This is a genomic window from Salinisphaera sp. G21_0, assembly GCF_017744115.1.
In the GTDB taxonomy this organism is placed as follows: domain Bacteria; phylum Pseudomonadota; class Gammaproteobacteria; order Pseudomonadales; family Endozoicomonadaceae; genus Endozoicomonas.
On sequence record NZ_JAGHQW010000005.1, the window covers coordinates 15,153 to 28,637 of the forward strand.

Here is a 13,485-nt window from a genome sequence, read left to right on the forward strand (position 1 = left end):
GGGTTAATCTCACTATCCATAAGTTTGACTTTCCTTATTTTTTGTTGGGTTATATCTTTATTCCAACTGGTTTCTGGAGATGAGTGCAAGTGGCAGTTGTTAGTCAGTTAAAGGATGGCTTGCCAATGCGTAAAATGGCTTTGAGTGTCCGTTTCAGGAATGTACCGACTCCGCTGGGAGGTCTGGCTTTGGGTATTGCCAGTCTGGGAGCTGTCTGGGCTCTGGTGTTGCCTGACTTCGCCGGGTGGTTCAAGTTGTCTTCGGCGCTGGTGGCCAGCCTGCTGGTTTTGGCCATTATTCTGAAATTTGTGAGCAATCCCGATTTGTTTCGGGAGGATCTGGCTCACCCTGTAGTGAGCAGCGTGATGCCAACCTGTGCCATGGCCAGCATGGTCATTGCGCAATCTTTGTTGATGGTAGCGCCTGCTTTTGCCAGAGGACTCTGGCTGTTGGCTGTTATTGCTCATCTGCTTTTGTTTATCAGTTTTACGGCTCACAGATTCATTGATTTTCATTTGCACCAAATGGTTCCAAGCTGGTTTGTGCCGCCCGTTGGCATTATTGTCGCGGCAGTGACCAGCAAGGGTATGGGGCATGAGGAACTTGTCTTTACGTTGTTTGTTTTTGGACTATGCTGCTACTTTATAAAGCTGCCATTGATGTTGTATCGTTTGATTTTCAGAGAGAAAATTCCTGATGCTGCACTGCCCACGTTTGCCATTATGGCGGCACCGGCGAGCCTTTCTCTGGCGGGCTACCTGTCGATAACTGACCAGCCGAATTACTTACTGGTTGCGGTCCTGCTGCCATTGGCTATTTTTATGACGAGTCTGGTCTATGTTGCGTTTGTTCGCTTACTGCGTCTGCCGTTTTCGCCAGGATATGCTGCTTTCACATTTCCGATGGTAATTGGGGCTACAGCGTTGTTTAAGCTGGCAGATATACTTCATCAACAGGGCTATCAAAAAGTTTGTGATGTTATTAACAGTCTGGCCGGTTTTGAACTTTTGGTGGCGACGGTGATCGTACTTTATGTTGCCCTCCGCTATCTCTGGTATTACTTCTCACCTCGCCATCCCTGATGTATGTCGAGATATGGACTGACCGGTCAATATGGCCATGGGTAAATTGTACCCATGGCCTGAAATGCCGAGCTTATGATCCCTCTTCATTTCGGCATTTATTTATTAACGGAACAGGAAATGTCGGTAACACACTCTGACGCTGGTCTCGCCATCCCTATGCTGATCTTTTGCGGCCTGTTTTTATTGGCGGCTATTTCGGCAATCCTGCTTAAAAAGCTGCGTTTTCCCTATACTATTGGGCTGGTTGTGATCGGTATGGCCCTGGGGATAGCGGCTGAATATTCTGAAATACTGGCACCTTTGCTCCGTCTTTCCCTGACTCATGACCTGATTATGTACGTTTTGCTCCCCGTACTGGTGTTTGAGGCGGCCATTAATATAAAGTTTTCCGCCCTGATGAAAGAGCTGGTGCCTGTATTGATGCTGGCCATTGTGGGAGTGATTTTGTCTACCCTGGTTCTCGGTGTGGTTCTGGGTGAGTTGACGTCTCTGACGCTGGCGGGCGCGCTGCTGTTTGGTGCGCTGATTTCGGCAACGGATCCAGTGGCCGTGATTGCGCTTTTTAAAGAGGTGAAAGCGCCTGAACGGATGTCTCTGCTGATGGATGCAGAGAGTTTGTTTAACGATGCAACCGCGATCGTTATGTTTGGCATTGTGCTTTCGATTATCCAATCGGGTACAGGGCTGTCCGGTAGCACGGCTTTTGCTGCCTTTATCGAGTTCTTCAGGGTTTTCTTTGGCGGGATTTTTGTGGGTGCGGCCATGGGGGCAGCCATGCTGGTACTACTCAGGTTGTCCCGGGGGATGCCTTATGTGCATATTGCTCTGACAACTATCCTGGCTTTTACCAGCTTTATTATTGCTGACCATGTCTTTGAAACGTCCGGTGTCATGTCGGTTATCGCTGCCGGGATTGTCACTCGCAGCTATGGCCGTCGGGCCATGGCTGACTTTATGACATTGCGTCACCTGGATCCTTACTGGGAGTTTATGGCATTTGTAGCCAATAGCTTTATTTTCCTGCTGTTAGGGTTAAGTGAGGACTTCCTGCTGCGGAATATTGAGCGGCTCGGTACGATCTACCCCACGTTAATCGTTGCCATTGTCGCCGTTCTTATGGCGCGCTTTCTGGTGGTATATCTGTTGCTGCCCGTCAGCAACCTGATGCCATTGAGTAATCAAGTGGACAGCCATTCAATGAAGGTGATGTTCTGGGGCGGATTGAGAGGGGTTGTGCCTGTTGCCCTGATGCTATCGATCCCGGACTCCATGCCTGAAAAGCGCATGATCATAGAAATGACGCTTGCCGTTATTCTTTTCTCACTGTTGATTCAGGGTACAACCATTGGCTGGTTGATGTCCCGTTTGGGGATAAAAAGGGAAGCCTGACGCCACTGAATTCAATCAATATTTGGGTGCTGTTGGCTCTCAGCCTTATAATACCTGTTTTGGCATTCTGTCAGCCTGCGCCCACCGAGAGGCTGACCGAGAATGGCACCCATAGCGAGGATGGCAGAAAATTGAGGATAAAAATTCGGTTTTGTGAGGTGAATAGCGGGGCTATTTGCCGAACAAAAGCGGATTTTTAGACCAATTTGCTGCCACCGCAGTAGGGCTGTCTATTCTCGGTCAGCCTCCCGGGGCTCGGGCGTTATTGAGAAAGCAATTCCATGACTGTACGCACCCGTATTGCACCTTCCCCTACCGGCGATCCTCATGTCGGTACTGCTTATATCGCCCTTTTTAATCTGGCGTTTGCCAAGAGTCAGGGCGGCCAGTTCCTGCTTCGTATAGAAGATACGGATCAAACGAGAAGTACCCCTGAATCCGAGCAACAGATTCTCGACTCGCTGCGCTGGCTTGGATTGAATTGGGATGAGGGTCCTGATGTTGGCGGCCCACACGGCCCTTATCGACAGAGTGAGCGTCGGGAAATCTACGCTGATCATGCTCAAATCCTGCTGGATAAAGGGCATGCATTCCGTTGCTTCTGCTCATCAGTGCGTCTTGATGCCCTGCGTGCAGAACAAATGGCTAACAAGCAGACACCCGGGTACGATGGTCACTGCCTGCATCTTTCTGAGGACGACGTTCAGGCCAGGCTGAATGCGGGCGAGCCTCACGTTGTCCGGATGAAAGTGCCTGACAGTGGCGTCTGCACGGTGGATGATATGCTCCGTGGTACCATCGAGATTGACTGGTCCCAGGTGGATATGCAGGTTCTGGTGAAAGCCGATGGCATGCCAACCTATCATCTGGCCAATGTTGTTGATGACCACCTGATGGAAATCACGCATGTTATTCGTGGTGAGGAGTGGATCAACTCTGCGCCCAAGCATCAGTTGTTGTACGAATACTTTGGTTGGCAGATGCCTGTGCTCTGCCATATGCCGCTGTTGCGAAACCCTGATAAGAGCAAGTTATCCAAGCGCAAGAACCCAACCTGTATTACTTACTATCGTGATATGGGGTATCTGCCGGAAGCGCTGTTGAACTACCTCGGTCGTATGGGCTGGTCCATGCCAGACGAACGGGAGAAGTTCAGCCTGGAAGAGATGCTGGCGGATTTTGATCTCAAAAGGGTCTCTCTGGGCGGCCCGATTTTTGACCAGGAAAAACTGTCCTGGTTGAATGCCAGCTGGATTCGCGAAAACCTGACCACGGAGCAATTTGCCGATCGCCTGCATCACTGGTTACTGAACCGTGACTACCTGATGAAGTTTCTGCCAATGGCGAAAGAGCGTGTTGAGCGTCTCAGCGATTTCGCCCCCATTGCTGCCTTTATGTTCTCAGGTATGTTGAATCTGTCGCCTGAAGACTTTGCCCATAAAAAGCTGGAAGCGGGTGATGTTAAGAAGGTGTTGCAGTTCACGCTCTGGAAGCTTGAACAGCTGCGCCAGTGGCAGCGTGATCAGATTTTCGCGGAAATTAAAGGGCTTTCCAAAGCGATGGACATTAAACTGGGTGATTTTAATCATCCTGTCTTTGTTGCTATTGCCGGTACGCCAAACTCCTGGTCTGTTATGGAGTCTATGGAGATCCTGGGCCCGGATATGACGCGTGCACGCCTGCGTCATGCTGTTGAGGTGTTGGGTGGCGTTTCCAAAAAAGAAGCGAAGCGTCTGGAAAAAGAATTTGCAGCGCTTTAACCCGGCGGCTTCTTTGGGCTAAGGCCGGTTGTCTACCGGCCTTTTCTATAGATGCATATATAACTGCACTATTATTTGATCATAATTTTTATAAGCGACGCTTGACAGGATAGGGGGGCATCCATATCATTCGCCCTGCGTTTCGGGGGTGGCAAAACAAAGCGTCCATCGAAAGGTGCTAAAGCAAAAGCAGTTGTTGAATACGCTAAGTATTGTTGCTGCGAAGGTTTTGGGGCTATAGCTCAGCTGGGAGAGCGCAACACTGGCAGTGTTGAGGTCAGCGGTTCGATCCCGCTTAGCTCCACCAAACATCGTTCGATGTTTGCGTCCCCTTCGTCTAGTGGCCTAGGACACCGCCCTTTCACGGCGGTAACAGGGGTTCGAGTCCCCTAGGGGACGCCACTTATTCTCTTGACTTGAGAGCAGGGTTTGAAGAATCCTTAATATGTCTTCATTGCGGGAATAGCTCAGTTGGTAGAGCGCAACCTTGCCAAGGTTGAGGTCGCGAGTTCGAACCTCGTTTCCCGCTCCAGATTCAGACCTGAAGCTGTCTTTAAAAGGTTTCACTGCGGGAATAGCTCAGTTGGTAGAGCGCAACCTTGCCAAGGTTGAGGTCGCGAGTTCGAACCTCGTTTCCCGCTCCAAATCTAGAGCTTAAGTGATGATGTGTCATTTAAGTCAGAAGGTTTTGCGTCCCCTTCGTCTAGTGGCCTAGGACACCGCCCTTTCACGGCGGTAACAGGGGTTCGAGTCCCCTAGGGGACGCCACTTATTCTCTGACCAGAGAGCAGGATTTGAAGAATCCTTAATATGTCTTCACTGCGGGAATAGCTCAGTTGGTAGAGCGCAACCTTGCCAAGGTTGAGGTCGCGAGTTCGAACCTCGTTTCCCGCTCCAAATCTAGAGTTCAAGTGGCTTGATGTTGCTTGGATCAGAAGGATTGCGTCCCCTTCGTCTAGTGGCCTAGGACACCGCCCTTTCACGGCGGTAACAGGGGTTCGAGTCCCCTAGGGGACGCCACTATTATCAAAATGTTGTATTTGCTATCCAGAATGGCATAATGCGACAGGTTGATATGGGGCTATAGCTCAGCTGGGAGAGCGCAACACTGGCAGTGTTGAGGTCAGCGGTTCGATCCCGCTTAGCTCCACCATTTCTATTGCGGTAATTACTCGGTTGTTAGACCACTCTATTTCCAGGGTAGTGTCACACTTTCTTGTGACAAGAGTTATTGCATGCTTTGTTCCAAATCTAGAGCTTAAGCGATGATTGCATCATTTAAGTCAGAAGGTTTTGCGTCCCCTTCGTCTAGTGGCCTAGGACACCGCCCTTTCACGGCGGTAACAGGGGTTCGAGTCCCCTAGGGGACGCCACTTATTCTCTTTCAGAGAGTCGGGGCTGATAAATTCTTAAAATCACCTTCTCAGCCTGAATAGCTCAGTTGGCAGAATACAATGCTTGCCAGCGTTGAGGTAGAGCTTACTTGTTACAAGAGTCATTCTCGTTTTACCATCCAATAAAAAAAATCAGCCATCAGGCTGATTTTTTTTGCGTGAATTTTCTTGTTCCCCTTTACCCATCAATCCTCTGTCTTACTCTGATTTCGGATCGGTCTCTGGCTAAAGTGGGTCTTAACGAGTCTGGGACTGACGTCTCTGCTTTTTCAGAGCTTTAAAGCCTTCTTTCAGTAAATCAACCAGCTTAAAGTCATTCTTGGCCGCATACACCTTAAATTCCCTGGAAAACTCAGGGGATACTCGGAAGCTGAGCCCGACCCATTCATCATTGGATGATTTGGCTTGCTGCTTATTTTTTGTGGTGGTGCTTTTGGGTTGTGCTTTCTGTCTGGGCATGGTCTTCCCCCATTCATTTTTGTTTAGAGTTGTGTGGATATATCGTCAAAAGTACTAAAGAGTTTAGAAGAAACAGGGGATTTCGCTGCTTTTGATGTTTTGAGAGGGTGGGGTTTGGCTTGAGAGGTTCTGGCGAAAGGTAATAGACACCGGCAGATGCCGGTGCCTGGCTCTGATTACAGCACGTCGATGCTGTTCAGGTCATTATGGGCTTGCTCAAGACGGGAGATCATGGACTCCTGACCAGCTCGCAGCCAAACCCGTGGGTCGTAGAACTTTTTGTTTGGCTTGTCGGCACCTTCAGGGTTGCCCAGCTGGCCCTGCAGGTAAGCTTCGTTCTTCTTGTAGTAGTTCAGAACACCTTCCCAGCATGCCCACTGGGTGTCTGTGTCGATGTTCATCTTTACTACGCCATAAGAGACGGATTCACGGATCTCTTCCAGGGTAGAGCCAGAGCCGCCGTGGAATACGAAGTTCAGTGACTTGGCTGGAATGCCGAACTTCTCAGAGCAGTACTTCTGGGAGTTGTCGAGAATCTTCGGTGTCAGCTGAACATTACCTGGCTTGTATACGCCGTGAACGTTGCCGAAAGAAGCGGCGATGGTGAAGCGATGGCTGATCTTGCTCAGAATTTCGTAAGCGTAGGCTACGTCTTCTGGCTGGGTGTACAGCATGGAGCTGTCCATGTGAGAGTTGTCAACGCCGTCTTCTTCGCCGCCTGTGCAGCCCAGTTCGAACTCCAGTGTCATGTCCATCTTGGCCATACGCGTCAGGTATTCGGCGCAAGTGGCAATGTTTTCTTCCAGAGACTCTTCAGACAGGTCGATCATGTGGGAAGAGAACAGTGGCTTGCCGTGCTGCTCGTAAAATTCTTCACCCGCAGTCAGCAGAGCATCAATCCATGGCAGCAGTTTGCGTGCAGCGTGGTCAGTGTGCAGGAGTACAGGAATGCCATAAGCTTCAGCAACCGCGTGGACGTATTTTGCCCCGGCAATGGCACCCAGGGCACCGGCAGGGTCAGTCTTCAGGCCTTTACCTGAGAAGAAGGACGCGCCACCGTTGGAGAACTGAATGATAACAGGAGACTTTACTTTAGCCGCAGCTTCAAGAACTGCATTGATTGAATCGGTGCCAACAACGTTCACTGCTGGAAGTGCAAATTCACCGGCCTTGGCAGCTTCAAAGATTTTCTGAACGTCATCGCCGGTAACGACGCCTGGCTTTACCAGGTCCAGGATTTTTTGGGACATGTGACTGATTCTTCCTCGATCAAGGGTTAACGGTGTGTTTCAGTTTGAGTGCTGTGTCTGGTCAGGATGTCTTTTCTTGCGACCAAGGCTCAACGACGGGACCGAATCGTTCATCGATCTATCATCAGGGCTGAAAAATTCCGGAATAGACACTTCAAATTCTTGCTAATGATACGGAAAGGTTACAACAGGTAAAGCCTTTTTTCCTGATTAATAAAAAACTATGGCGGGGGGATTTTATAACTGTTGTTTATTGTTGTCTGTTTCTGTTTTTTTTCAATGTGGTTGTGTTTTTTTCAGCGGCTGGATTTTGAAAATGTTGTTTCAGTTTATTGGTTTTTATTGAGAATGCCGTTTTTTAGCCGTTTTTCCGAAGATTTAGTCTGGGAAAAAGCATGTCAATGTATGAATGCTGTTGATCTATTTTGATACTCTATTTGGCAAAAAAATCAATAGTGGTTTCTTGATTTGAATCAGTTTTTTTGAGGTTTTCTTGTGTTGTAATGCTGAAAACAGAGAGCGATATATACCTTAAGTCAAATAAAAAATATTTTTAAATAATTATTTGGAATAAAAGTTTTGTGATACCCGGTGAACTTGCAAAGGCTGACGCAGGCAATTTTATCGAAGTTGAGAGTTTACCAATAAATGGCAATGGTCAGGCATTAATACTCAGGATGCACTATCTTGAGGAGGTTGAAATAGAAGACGGAGACCTGATGATTGCCAGCTTATTAAACAGCATTTCTATTCTGGGCAAAGATATAAAAAAAATAGCCTCGGAATAATAGATAGTTTTTTTAAAGGTTATCTTGGTTAACTACTAGAGTAGAGGGCGATAATCATGGCCGGGAAAAAGCAGGCTGGAAAAACTGTAAATAAAGATGCAGTTGTTCAGGATGTTGATGCTCAGATTAATGCGTTAATTGAGCGGGCAATGGTGGCAAGGGAGAAGTTTCTCAAGCTGACTCAGGAAGATGTCGACAGGGTCACCAGGGCTATGGCTCTGGCGGGTCAGGCAGCTCATATGGAGCTGGCTCGAATGGCTGTTGAGGAGACCGGTCGTGGTATCCTGGAAGATAAGGTGACCAAAAACATCTTTGCCACCGAGTACGTTTACCACTCCATCAAGTACGATAAGACCGTAGGCGTTATTGAAGACAACGCTGAAGAAGATTTCATGCTGGTTGCTGAGCCTGTAGGTATTGTGTGTGGGGTTACTCCGGTGACTAACCCGACCTCCACCACCATGTTCAAGTCCATTATTTCTACCAAAACCCGTAACCCGATTATTTTTGCCTTCCACCCTTCGGCACAGAAGTGTTCCAGTGAAGCTGCCCGGATTGTTCGTGATGCGGCGGTTGCGGCCGGTGCTCCTGAAGATTGTGTGCTGTGGGTCGAGTACCCTTCCATTGAAGCGACTCAGAAGCTGATGACCCACCCTGAAGTTGCCGTTATTCTGGCGACCGGTGGCTCCGGCATGGTGCGCGCAGCTTACTCTTCCGGCAAGCCTGCCCTGGGCGTAGGTTCTGGTAACGTGCCTTGCATTATTGACCAGTCAGCAGATATCAAACAGGCCTGTAATGACCTGGTTATGTCCAAGAGCTTTGATAATGGCATGATCTGCGCATCCGAGCAGGCCGCGATTGTTCATCAGTCGGTTTATAAAGAGGTGGTCAAAGAGCTGAAGTCCCAGAATGTGTACTTCACTACGCCGGAGGAAACCGGGCGACTGGCTGAAGTGGTCATTCATGACGGTCATGTAAACAGTAAGATTGTTGGCATGAAGCCTTCTTATATTGCCGGACTCGCCGGTATCAAGGTGCCTGAGAATACCCGTATTCTGGCCGCAGAAATTGAGGGTGTCGGTCCTGAGTTCCCGCTGTCCCGGGAAAAGCTCTCTCCGGTTTTGGGAGTGCTTAAGGCTAAAGATGCCCATCATGCTGTTGAGCTGGCGGATCAGATGTTGAACTTTGGCGGTCTTGGACATTCTGCTGTGTTGCATGCCCAGGATAACCAGGTGATTGATGAGTTCTCTCTGGCCATGAAAGCCGGTCGTATCATTATCAACTCACCAAGTACCCACGGTGCCATTGGTGATATTTACAACACCAATATGCCTTCCCTGACTCTGGGTTGTGGTACCTACGGTGGTAACAGTACCACCTCCAACGTATCTGCGGTAAACCTGATCAATGTCAAGCGTGTCGCCAAGCGCCGGGTCAATATGCAATGGTTTAAACTTCCCGAAAAGATTTACTTCGAGGCCAACTCTCTTCAGTACCTTGAAAAGATGCAAGACATCTCTCGTGTATTTATTGTTACTGATGAGATTATTCAGTCCCTGGGTTATGTGGATAAAATCCTCTACCACCTGAGAAAGCGTACCGTGCCGGTTCAGGTTGAAATTTTCAATCAGGTTGAGCCTGATCCAAGTCTGGAGACCGTTCGCAATGGTGCCCGGGAAATGGCACGGTTTAACCCGGATGTGATCATTGCCCTGGGCGGTGGTTCACCGATTGATGCGGCCAAGGGAATGTGGCTTTTCTATGAACAGCCGGATGCTGACTTTGCCGGTATGGCCCAGAAATTCCTGGATATCCGCAAGCGAGTCTATAAATTCCCGCATCTGGGTAAGAAGGCGAAGCTGGTTGCGATTCCGACCACTTCCGGTACCGGTTCTGAGGTAACGTCCTTCGCCGTTATTACCGATAAGGAAAAAGGTGCCAAGTACCCACTGGCTGACTATGAGCTGACTCCGGATGTGGCGATTATTGACCCTAACCTGGTACTGACTGTTCCGAAGAAAGTGACAGCAGATACCGGCCTGGATGTGCTCACTCACGCCATGGAAGCTTATGTGTCCATCATGGCTTCAGACTACACCGATGCTCTGGCGATGAAAGCGATTCAGCTGGTCTTCGATTATCTGCCGCAGTCTTATGAAACCGCTGACCGAAAAGCTCGGGAGAAAATGCACAATGCGTCCTGTATTGCCGGCATGGCATTTGCCAACGCCTTCCTGGGCGTCAACCATGCGATTGCCCATAAGCTGGGTAATGAATTGCATATTTCTCACGGCCAGGCCAATGCGGTGTTATTGCCTCACGTGATTGAGTATAACGGCTGCCCTAATCCCACCAAGGTGGCGTCATTCCCGAAATATCAGTATTACATTGCCCACGAAAAGTATGCTGAGATTGCCAAAATGCTCGGCCTGCCTGCCAAAACGCCGGAAGAGGGGGTTAAATCCCTGGCCAATGCGGTTCGTGATTTGATGAAGCGCCTGGATATGCCTGCTTCTCTTCAGGAGATTGGTGTGGATGAGTCTCTGTTCAAGAGTAAAATCAGCATGCTGGCTAACCACGCCTTTGAAGATCAGACCACAACGGCGAATCCTCGTTTGCCATTGATTTCTGAGCTGGAAGAGCTGCTCACCAAGGCTTATTACGGCAAATAACCTTCGACTGAAACAGGTCGTATGCCTCTAATCAGAGCTTGGTTAGAGGCATTTTTTTATGGTGCAGTTGTTATTGGCTGTGGGTTAGTCCATCCCAGAAGGCTTTCATTTTGTCCATCAGAGACTGGCCTGCATCTTTTGCCTGTGTGGCAAGTTTTCCCGCTGACTCCTTGCCTTGTTCCAGTTCACAGGCTGTTCGCTCTCCCAGGCATTGAGCTTTGCAAGTGCTGCTGTCCTGCTCATTGATAAGGCTCGATGCCTTGCATTTGGCTTCACAAACCGATTGCTTTTGCTCACAATTCAGCACTTCGGCGGTTATCGTGGAAGAAAAAATCAGCATCCCGGCAATAAATAGCTGTTTCATAAAAGACCAATATTAATAAACGGTAAGAAGAATGATATTACCAGTTTACTTGATGTTGAGGGTCTGGGTATCAGCAGAAAAATTGATTTGTTGTGTTTTGTGATGTTATTAAGTGTTTAATTTTTTTGTGTCTGTTTCTGTGGTTATATTTTTTATTTATAAAAAATGAAGTATTTGATGAATCTACTCATAACCAGTCAGATTGCCTGACGTTTAAAAATGACTGATTACAAAAAAATTACATTTTTTTGGTGGTGAAAGGGTCATAGATTTACTGATTTTCTGCTTTCTGTCTTGTAAATATGTTTTTTTGGTTGTTGTTTTTTGATGGGATGGAACATTTGTCTCTGTTGGTGTGCTTGTTAATGGATCATATTGCTTAAATTTGGATTTTTTTGTTTTCAACCCTGAGTTACGGCAGCTTTGGGATATTTTAAGCTTATCTCTTCAGATACGTAGGTGATTTCTGTCGTTTTTCTATTATTGAATAGTTCGTCAGAGTCTTGTGATTAGAACTCTGTGGTCACTGATTCATGTTCATATTTGATAATGTCGATAAATAAGATCTTGCGTTGGTGTAGCGGTGAGTGGGTCTGTAATGGGCTTGACTAGCGGGATTACAGTCCGCATTATCCCTATAGGTAAAGGTGCTGATCTGAATGTATGATGAAAACGGATCTTGCTGACTGGTTAAGACAGCGTAGTAGTGTGGTTCGTTGGGAGTACATATAAGGATTCGGAATCAATCAAAACTGTAACGGCTTTGCTGAATTCCGGTTTTTCGATCAAACTCTATATCACACTGGTGACCTATGAAGCTAACCAGTGGCTTCGACAATCGGTTGATCCCGGATGGGAAGCGGTGTGAAATTATGTGTTATGTGTTGTTTTCTTTTGCATATTTGTAACTCCGTACCACCAAGAAGTCAACCCTTGTCCGTAAGTTTATGTGCTTCAGGGATACAAGTCCTGTGGAGTGGGTTTCGAAATGCGGCAGCTAACCAGTGTTGTCGTTTGTTTTTAGTGTTGCTGTAGCTATGTAAAAGCTGTGATCTGCCGTTAAACCCTGTAGTTAAGTGTTCGGGTTTTTCGATAGGTGTATTTACTGTGCTGCATTCGCTGTCGAAATCCTTTTTACTAGAGGCAGGGCGGTAATTCCGCTTTGATTAACGGTATTGGAGACATCATGATCAAGATTGCTATTAATGGCTACGGCCGTATCGGTCGCAACGTACTGCGCGCACTTTACGAAGCTGGCCGTCGCGATGAATACCAGATTGTTGCCATTAATGATCTGGGTGACACCAAAATCAATACTCACCTGACTAAGTACGACACCGTTCATGGCCGTTTCAACGCACAGGTTGAAGAAGGCGAAGGTGCTCTGTTCGTAAACGGTGACGAAATCAAGACTTTCTCTGAGCGTGACCCATCAAAGCTGCCATGGGGCGAGCTGGGTGTTGACGTTGTCTTTGAATGTACTGGTGTTTTCCGTTCCAAAGATTCCTGCAAGCCACACCTGGATGCTGGTGCCAAGAAAGTTATCATTTCTGCGCCTGGCTCAAACGTTGACGCTACCATCGTTTACGGTGTGAACCACGACACTCTGACTGCAGATATGACCGTTATTTCTAACGCATCCTGCACCACTAACTGTCTGGCTCCTATCGCCAAGCCTCTGAACGACGCTCTGGGCATTGATAAGGGTCTGATGACCACTATCCACGCTTACACTAACGACCAGCGTCTGAGCGATGTATACCACTCTGACCTGTACCGTGCCCGTGCCGCTGCCATGAATATGATTCCAACAGCTACCGGTGCTGCTGCTGCTGTTGGTGAAGTTGTTCCTGAACTGAAAGGCAAGTTCGACGGCATGGCGGTTCGCGTACCGACCATCAACGTTTCTCTGGTTGACCTGAGCTTCGTTGCTGCACGTGAAACCACAGTTGAAGAAGTGAACGAAATCATTGCTATTGCTGCCAAGTCCAACCCGGCCATGGCAACTGTTCTGTCTGTGAACAACGAAGAGCTGGTTTCCATGGACTTCAATCACAGTCCGTTCTCTTCCAACTTCGATGCTACTCAGACTCGTGTTCTGGGCAACCTGGTTAAGGTTATGTCCTGGTACGACAACGAGTGGGGCTTCTCCAACCGTATGCTGGATACGGCCAAGGCATTGATGAACGCGTAAGGCATTCACACAGTGAACTCAACACAGGCTCGTTTAACGGGCCTGTGCTGGTTACGATAAATGAGATAAGTAGTTTCAGGCTGTTGGTAAACAAAGAGAAGACAGTGCTACGGGGCAAGATGGCTCCTAT

General features: G+C 48.1%; 9 protein-coding genes and 9 tRNA genes. 15 read left to right on the plus strand and 3 right to left on the minus strand.

Annotated features, from left to right (window positions below; translation table 11 throughout):
- Positions 1-134: 134 nt before the first annotated feature.
- The 12 genes from J7439_RS03645 (at position 135) to J7439_RS03700 (ending at position 5,607) form a co-directional block, all read left to right on the plus strand.
- Positions 135-1,082, plus strand: coding sequence for a TDT family transporter (locus tag J7439_RS03645; protein ID WP_209276711.1), 948 nt, complete (start codon positions 135-137; stop codon positions 1,080-1,082).
- 75 nt (positions 1,083-1,157) lie between these two features.
- Positions 1,158-2,474 (plus strand): cation:proton antiporter, encoded by a 1,317-nt coding sequence (locus J7439_RS03650; protein ID WP_209200485.1) that lies wholly within the window; start codon positions 1,158-1,160, stop codon positions 2,472-2,474.
- A gap of 281 nt (positions 2,475-2,755) precedes the next feature.
- Positions 2,756-4,234 (plus strand): glutamate--tRNA ligase, encoded by a 1,479-nt coding sequence (gene gltX, locus J7439_RS03655; RefSeq protein ID WP_209200486.1) that lies wholly within the window; start codon positions 2,756-2,758, stop codon positions 4,232-4,234.
- 231 nt (positions 4,235-4,465) lie between these two features.
- A tRNA-Ala gene (locus J7439_RS03660) sits at positions 4,466-4,541 on the plus strand.
- 19 nt (positions 4,542-4,560) lie between these two features.
- Positions 4,561-4,636, plus strand: a tRNA-Glu gene (locus J7439_RS03665).
- A gap of 54 nt (positions 4,637-4,690) precedes the next feature.
- Positions 4,691-4,766: transfer RNA gene (locus tag J7439_RS03670), tRNA-Gly, on the plus strand.
- Positions 4,767-4,802: 36 nt separating this feature from the next.
- Positions 4,803-4,878 (plus strand) — tRNA-Gly (locus J7439_RS03675).
- 48 nt (positions 4,879-4,926) lie between these two features.
- Positions 4,927-5,002: transfer RNA gene (locus tag J7439_RS03680), tRNA-Glu, on the plus strand.
- 53 nt (positions 5,003-5,055) lie between these two features.
- Positions 5,056-5,131, plus strand: a tRNA-Gly gene (locus J7439_RS03685).
- A gap of 47 nt (positions 5,132-5,178) precedes the next feature.
- A tRNA-Glu gene (locus tag J7439_RS03690) sits at positions 5,179-5,254 on the plus strand.
- A 57-nt stretch (positions 5,255-5,311) separates the two neighbouring features.
- Positions 5,312-5,387 (plus strand) — tRNA-Ala (locus tag J7439_RS03695).
- Between the two features lie 144 nt (positions 5,388-5,531).
- Positions 5,532-5,607: transfer RNA gene (locus J7439_RS03700), tRNA-Glu, on the plus strand.
- A gap of 258 nt (positions 5,608-5,865) precedes the next feature.
- Here J7439_RS03700 and J7439_RS03705 read toward each other — a convergent pair.
- Both J7439_RS03705 and fbaA read right to left on the minus strand, forming a co-directional pair.
- A complete protein-coding gene (locus J7439_RS03705) occupies positions 5,866-6,087 on the minus strand; it encodes a hypothetical protein (protein ID WP_101745863.1) in 222 nt (73 codons plus the stop codon).
- Between the two features lie 176 nt (positions 6,088-6,263).
- Entirely contained in the window at positions 6,264-7,337 is a 1,074-nt protein-coding gene (gene fbaA / locus J7439_RS03710; protein ID WP_209200487.1) for a class II fructose-bisphosphate aldolase, read from the minus strand.
- Positions 7,338-7,918: 581 nt separating this feature from the next.
- On the opposite strand from fbaA, the gene J7439_RS03715 reads away from it, so the two are divergent.
- Both J7439_RS03715 and adhE read left to right on the plus strand, forming a co-directional pair.
- Complete coding sequence (locus J7439_RS03715) at positions 7,919-8,125, plus strand: hypothetical protein (RefSeq protein ID WP_209200488.1); 207 nt, start codon at positions 7,919-7,921, stop codon at positions 8,123-8,125.
- Positions 8,126-8,181: 56 nt separating this feature from the next.
- Positions 8,182-10,797 (plus strand): bifunctional acetaldehyde-CoA/alcohol dehydrogenase, encoded by a 2,616-nt coding sequence (gene adhE / locus J7439_RS03720; protein WP_209200489.1) that lies wholly within the window; start codon positions 8,182-8,184, stop codon positions 10,795-10,797.
- Positions 10,798-10,867: 70 nt separating this feature from the next.
- Here adhE and J7439_RS03725 read toward each other — a convergent pair whose 3' ends face one another.
- A complete protein-coding gene (locus J7439_RS03725; protein WP_209200490.1) occupies positions 10,868-11,161 on the minus strand; it encodes a hypothetical protein in 294 nt (97 codons plus the stop codon).
- Positions 11,162-12,344: 1,183 nt separating this feature from the next.
- Between J7439_RS03725 and gap the strand changes: the two genes are divergently transcribed.
- Positions 12,345-13,355, plus strand: coding sequence for a type I glyceraldehyde-3-phosphate dehydrogenase (gene gap, locus J7439_RS03730; protein ID WP_209200596.1), 1,011 nt, complete (start codon positions 12,345-12,347; stop codon positions 13,353-13,355).
- Positions 13,356-13,485 lie beyond the last annotated feature (130 nt).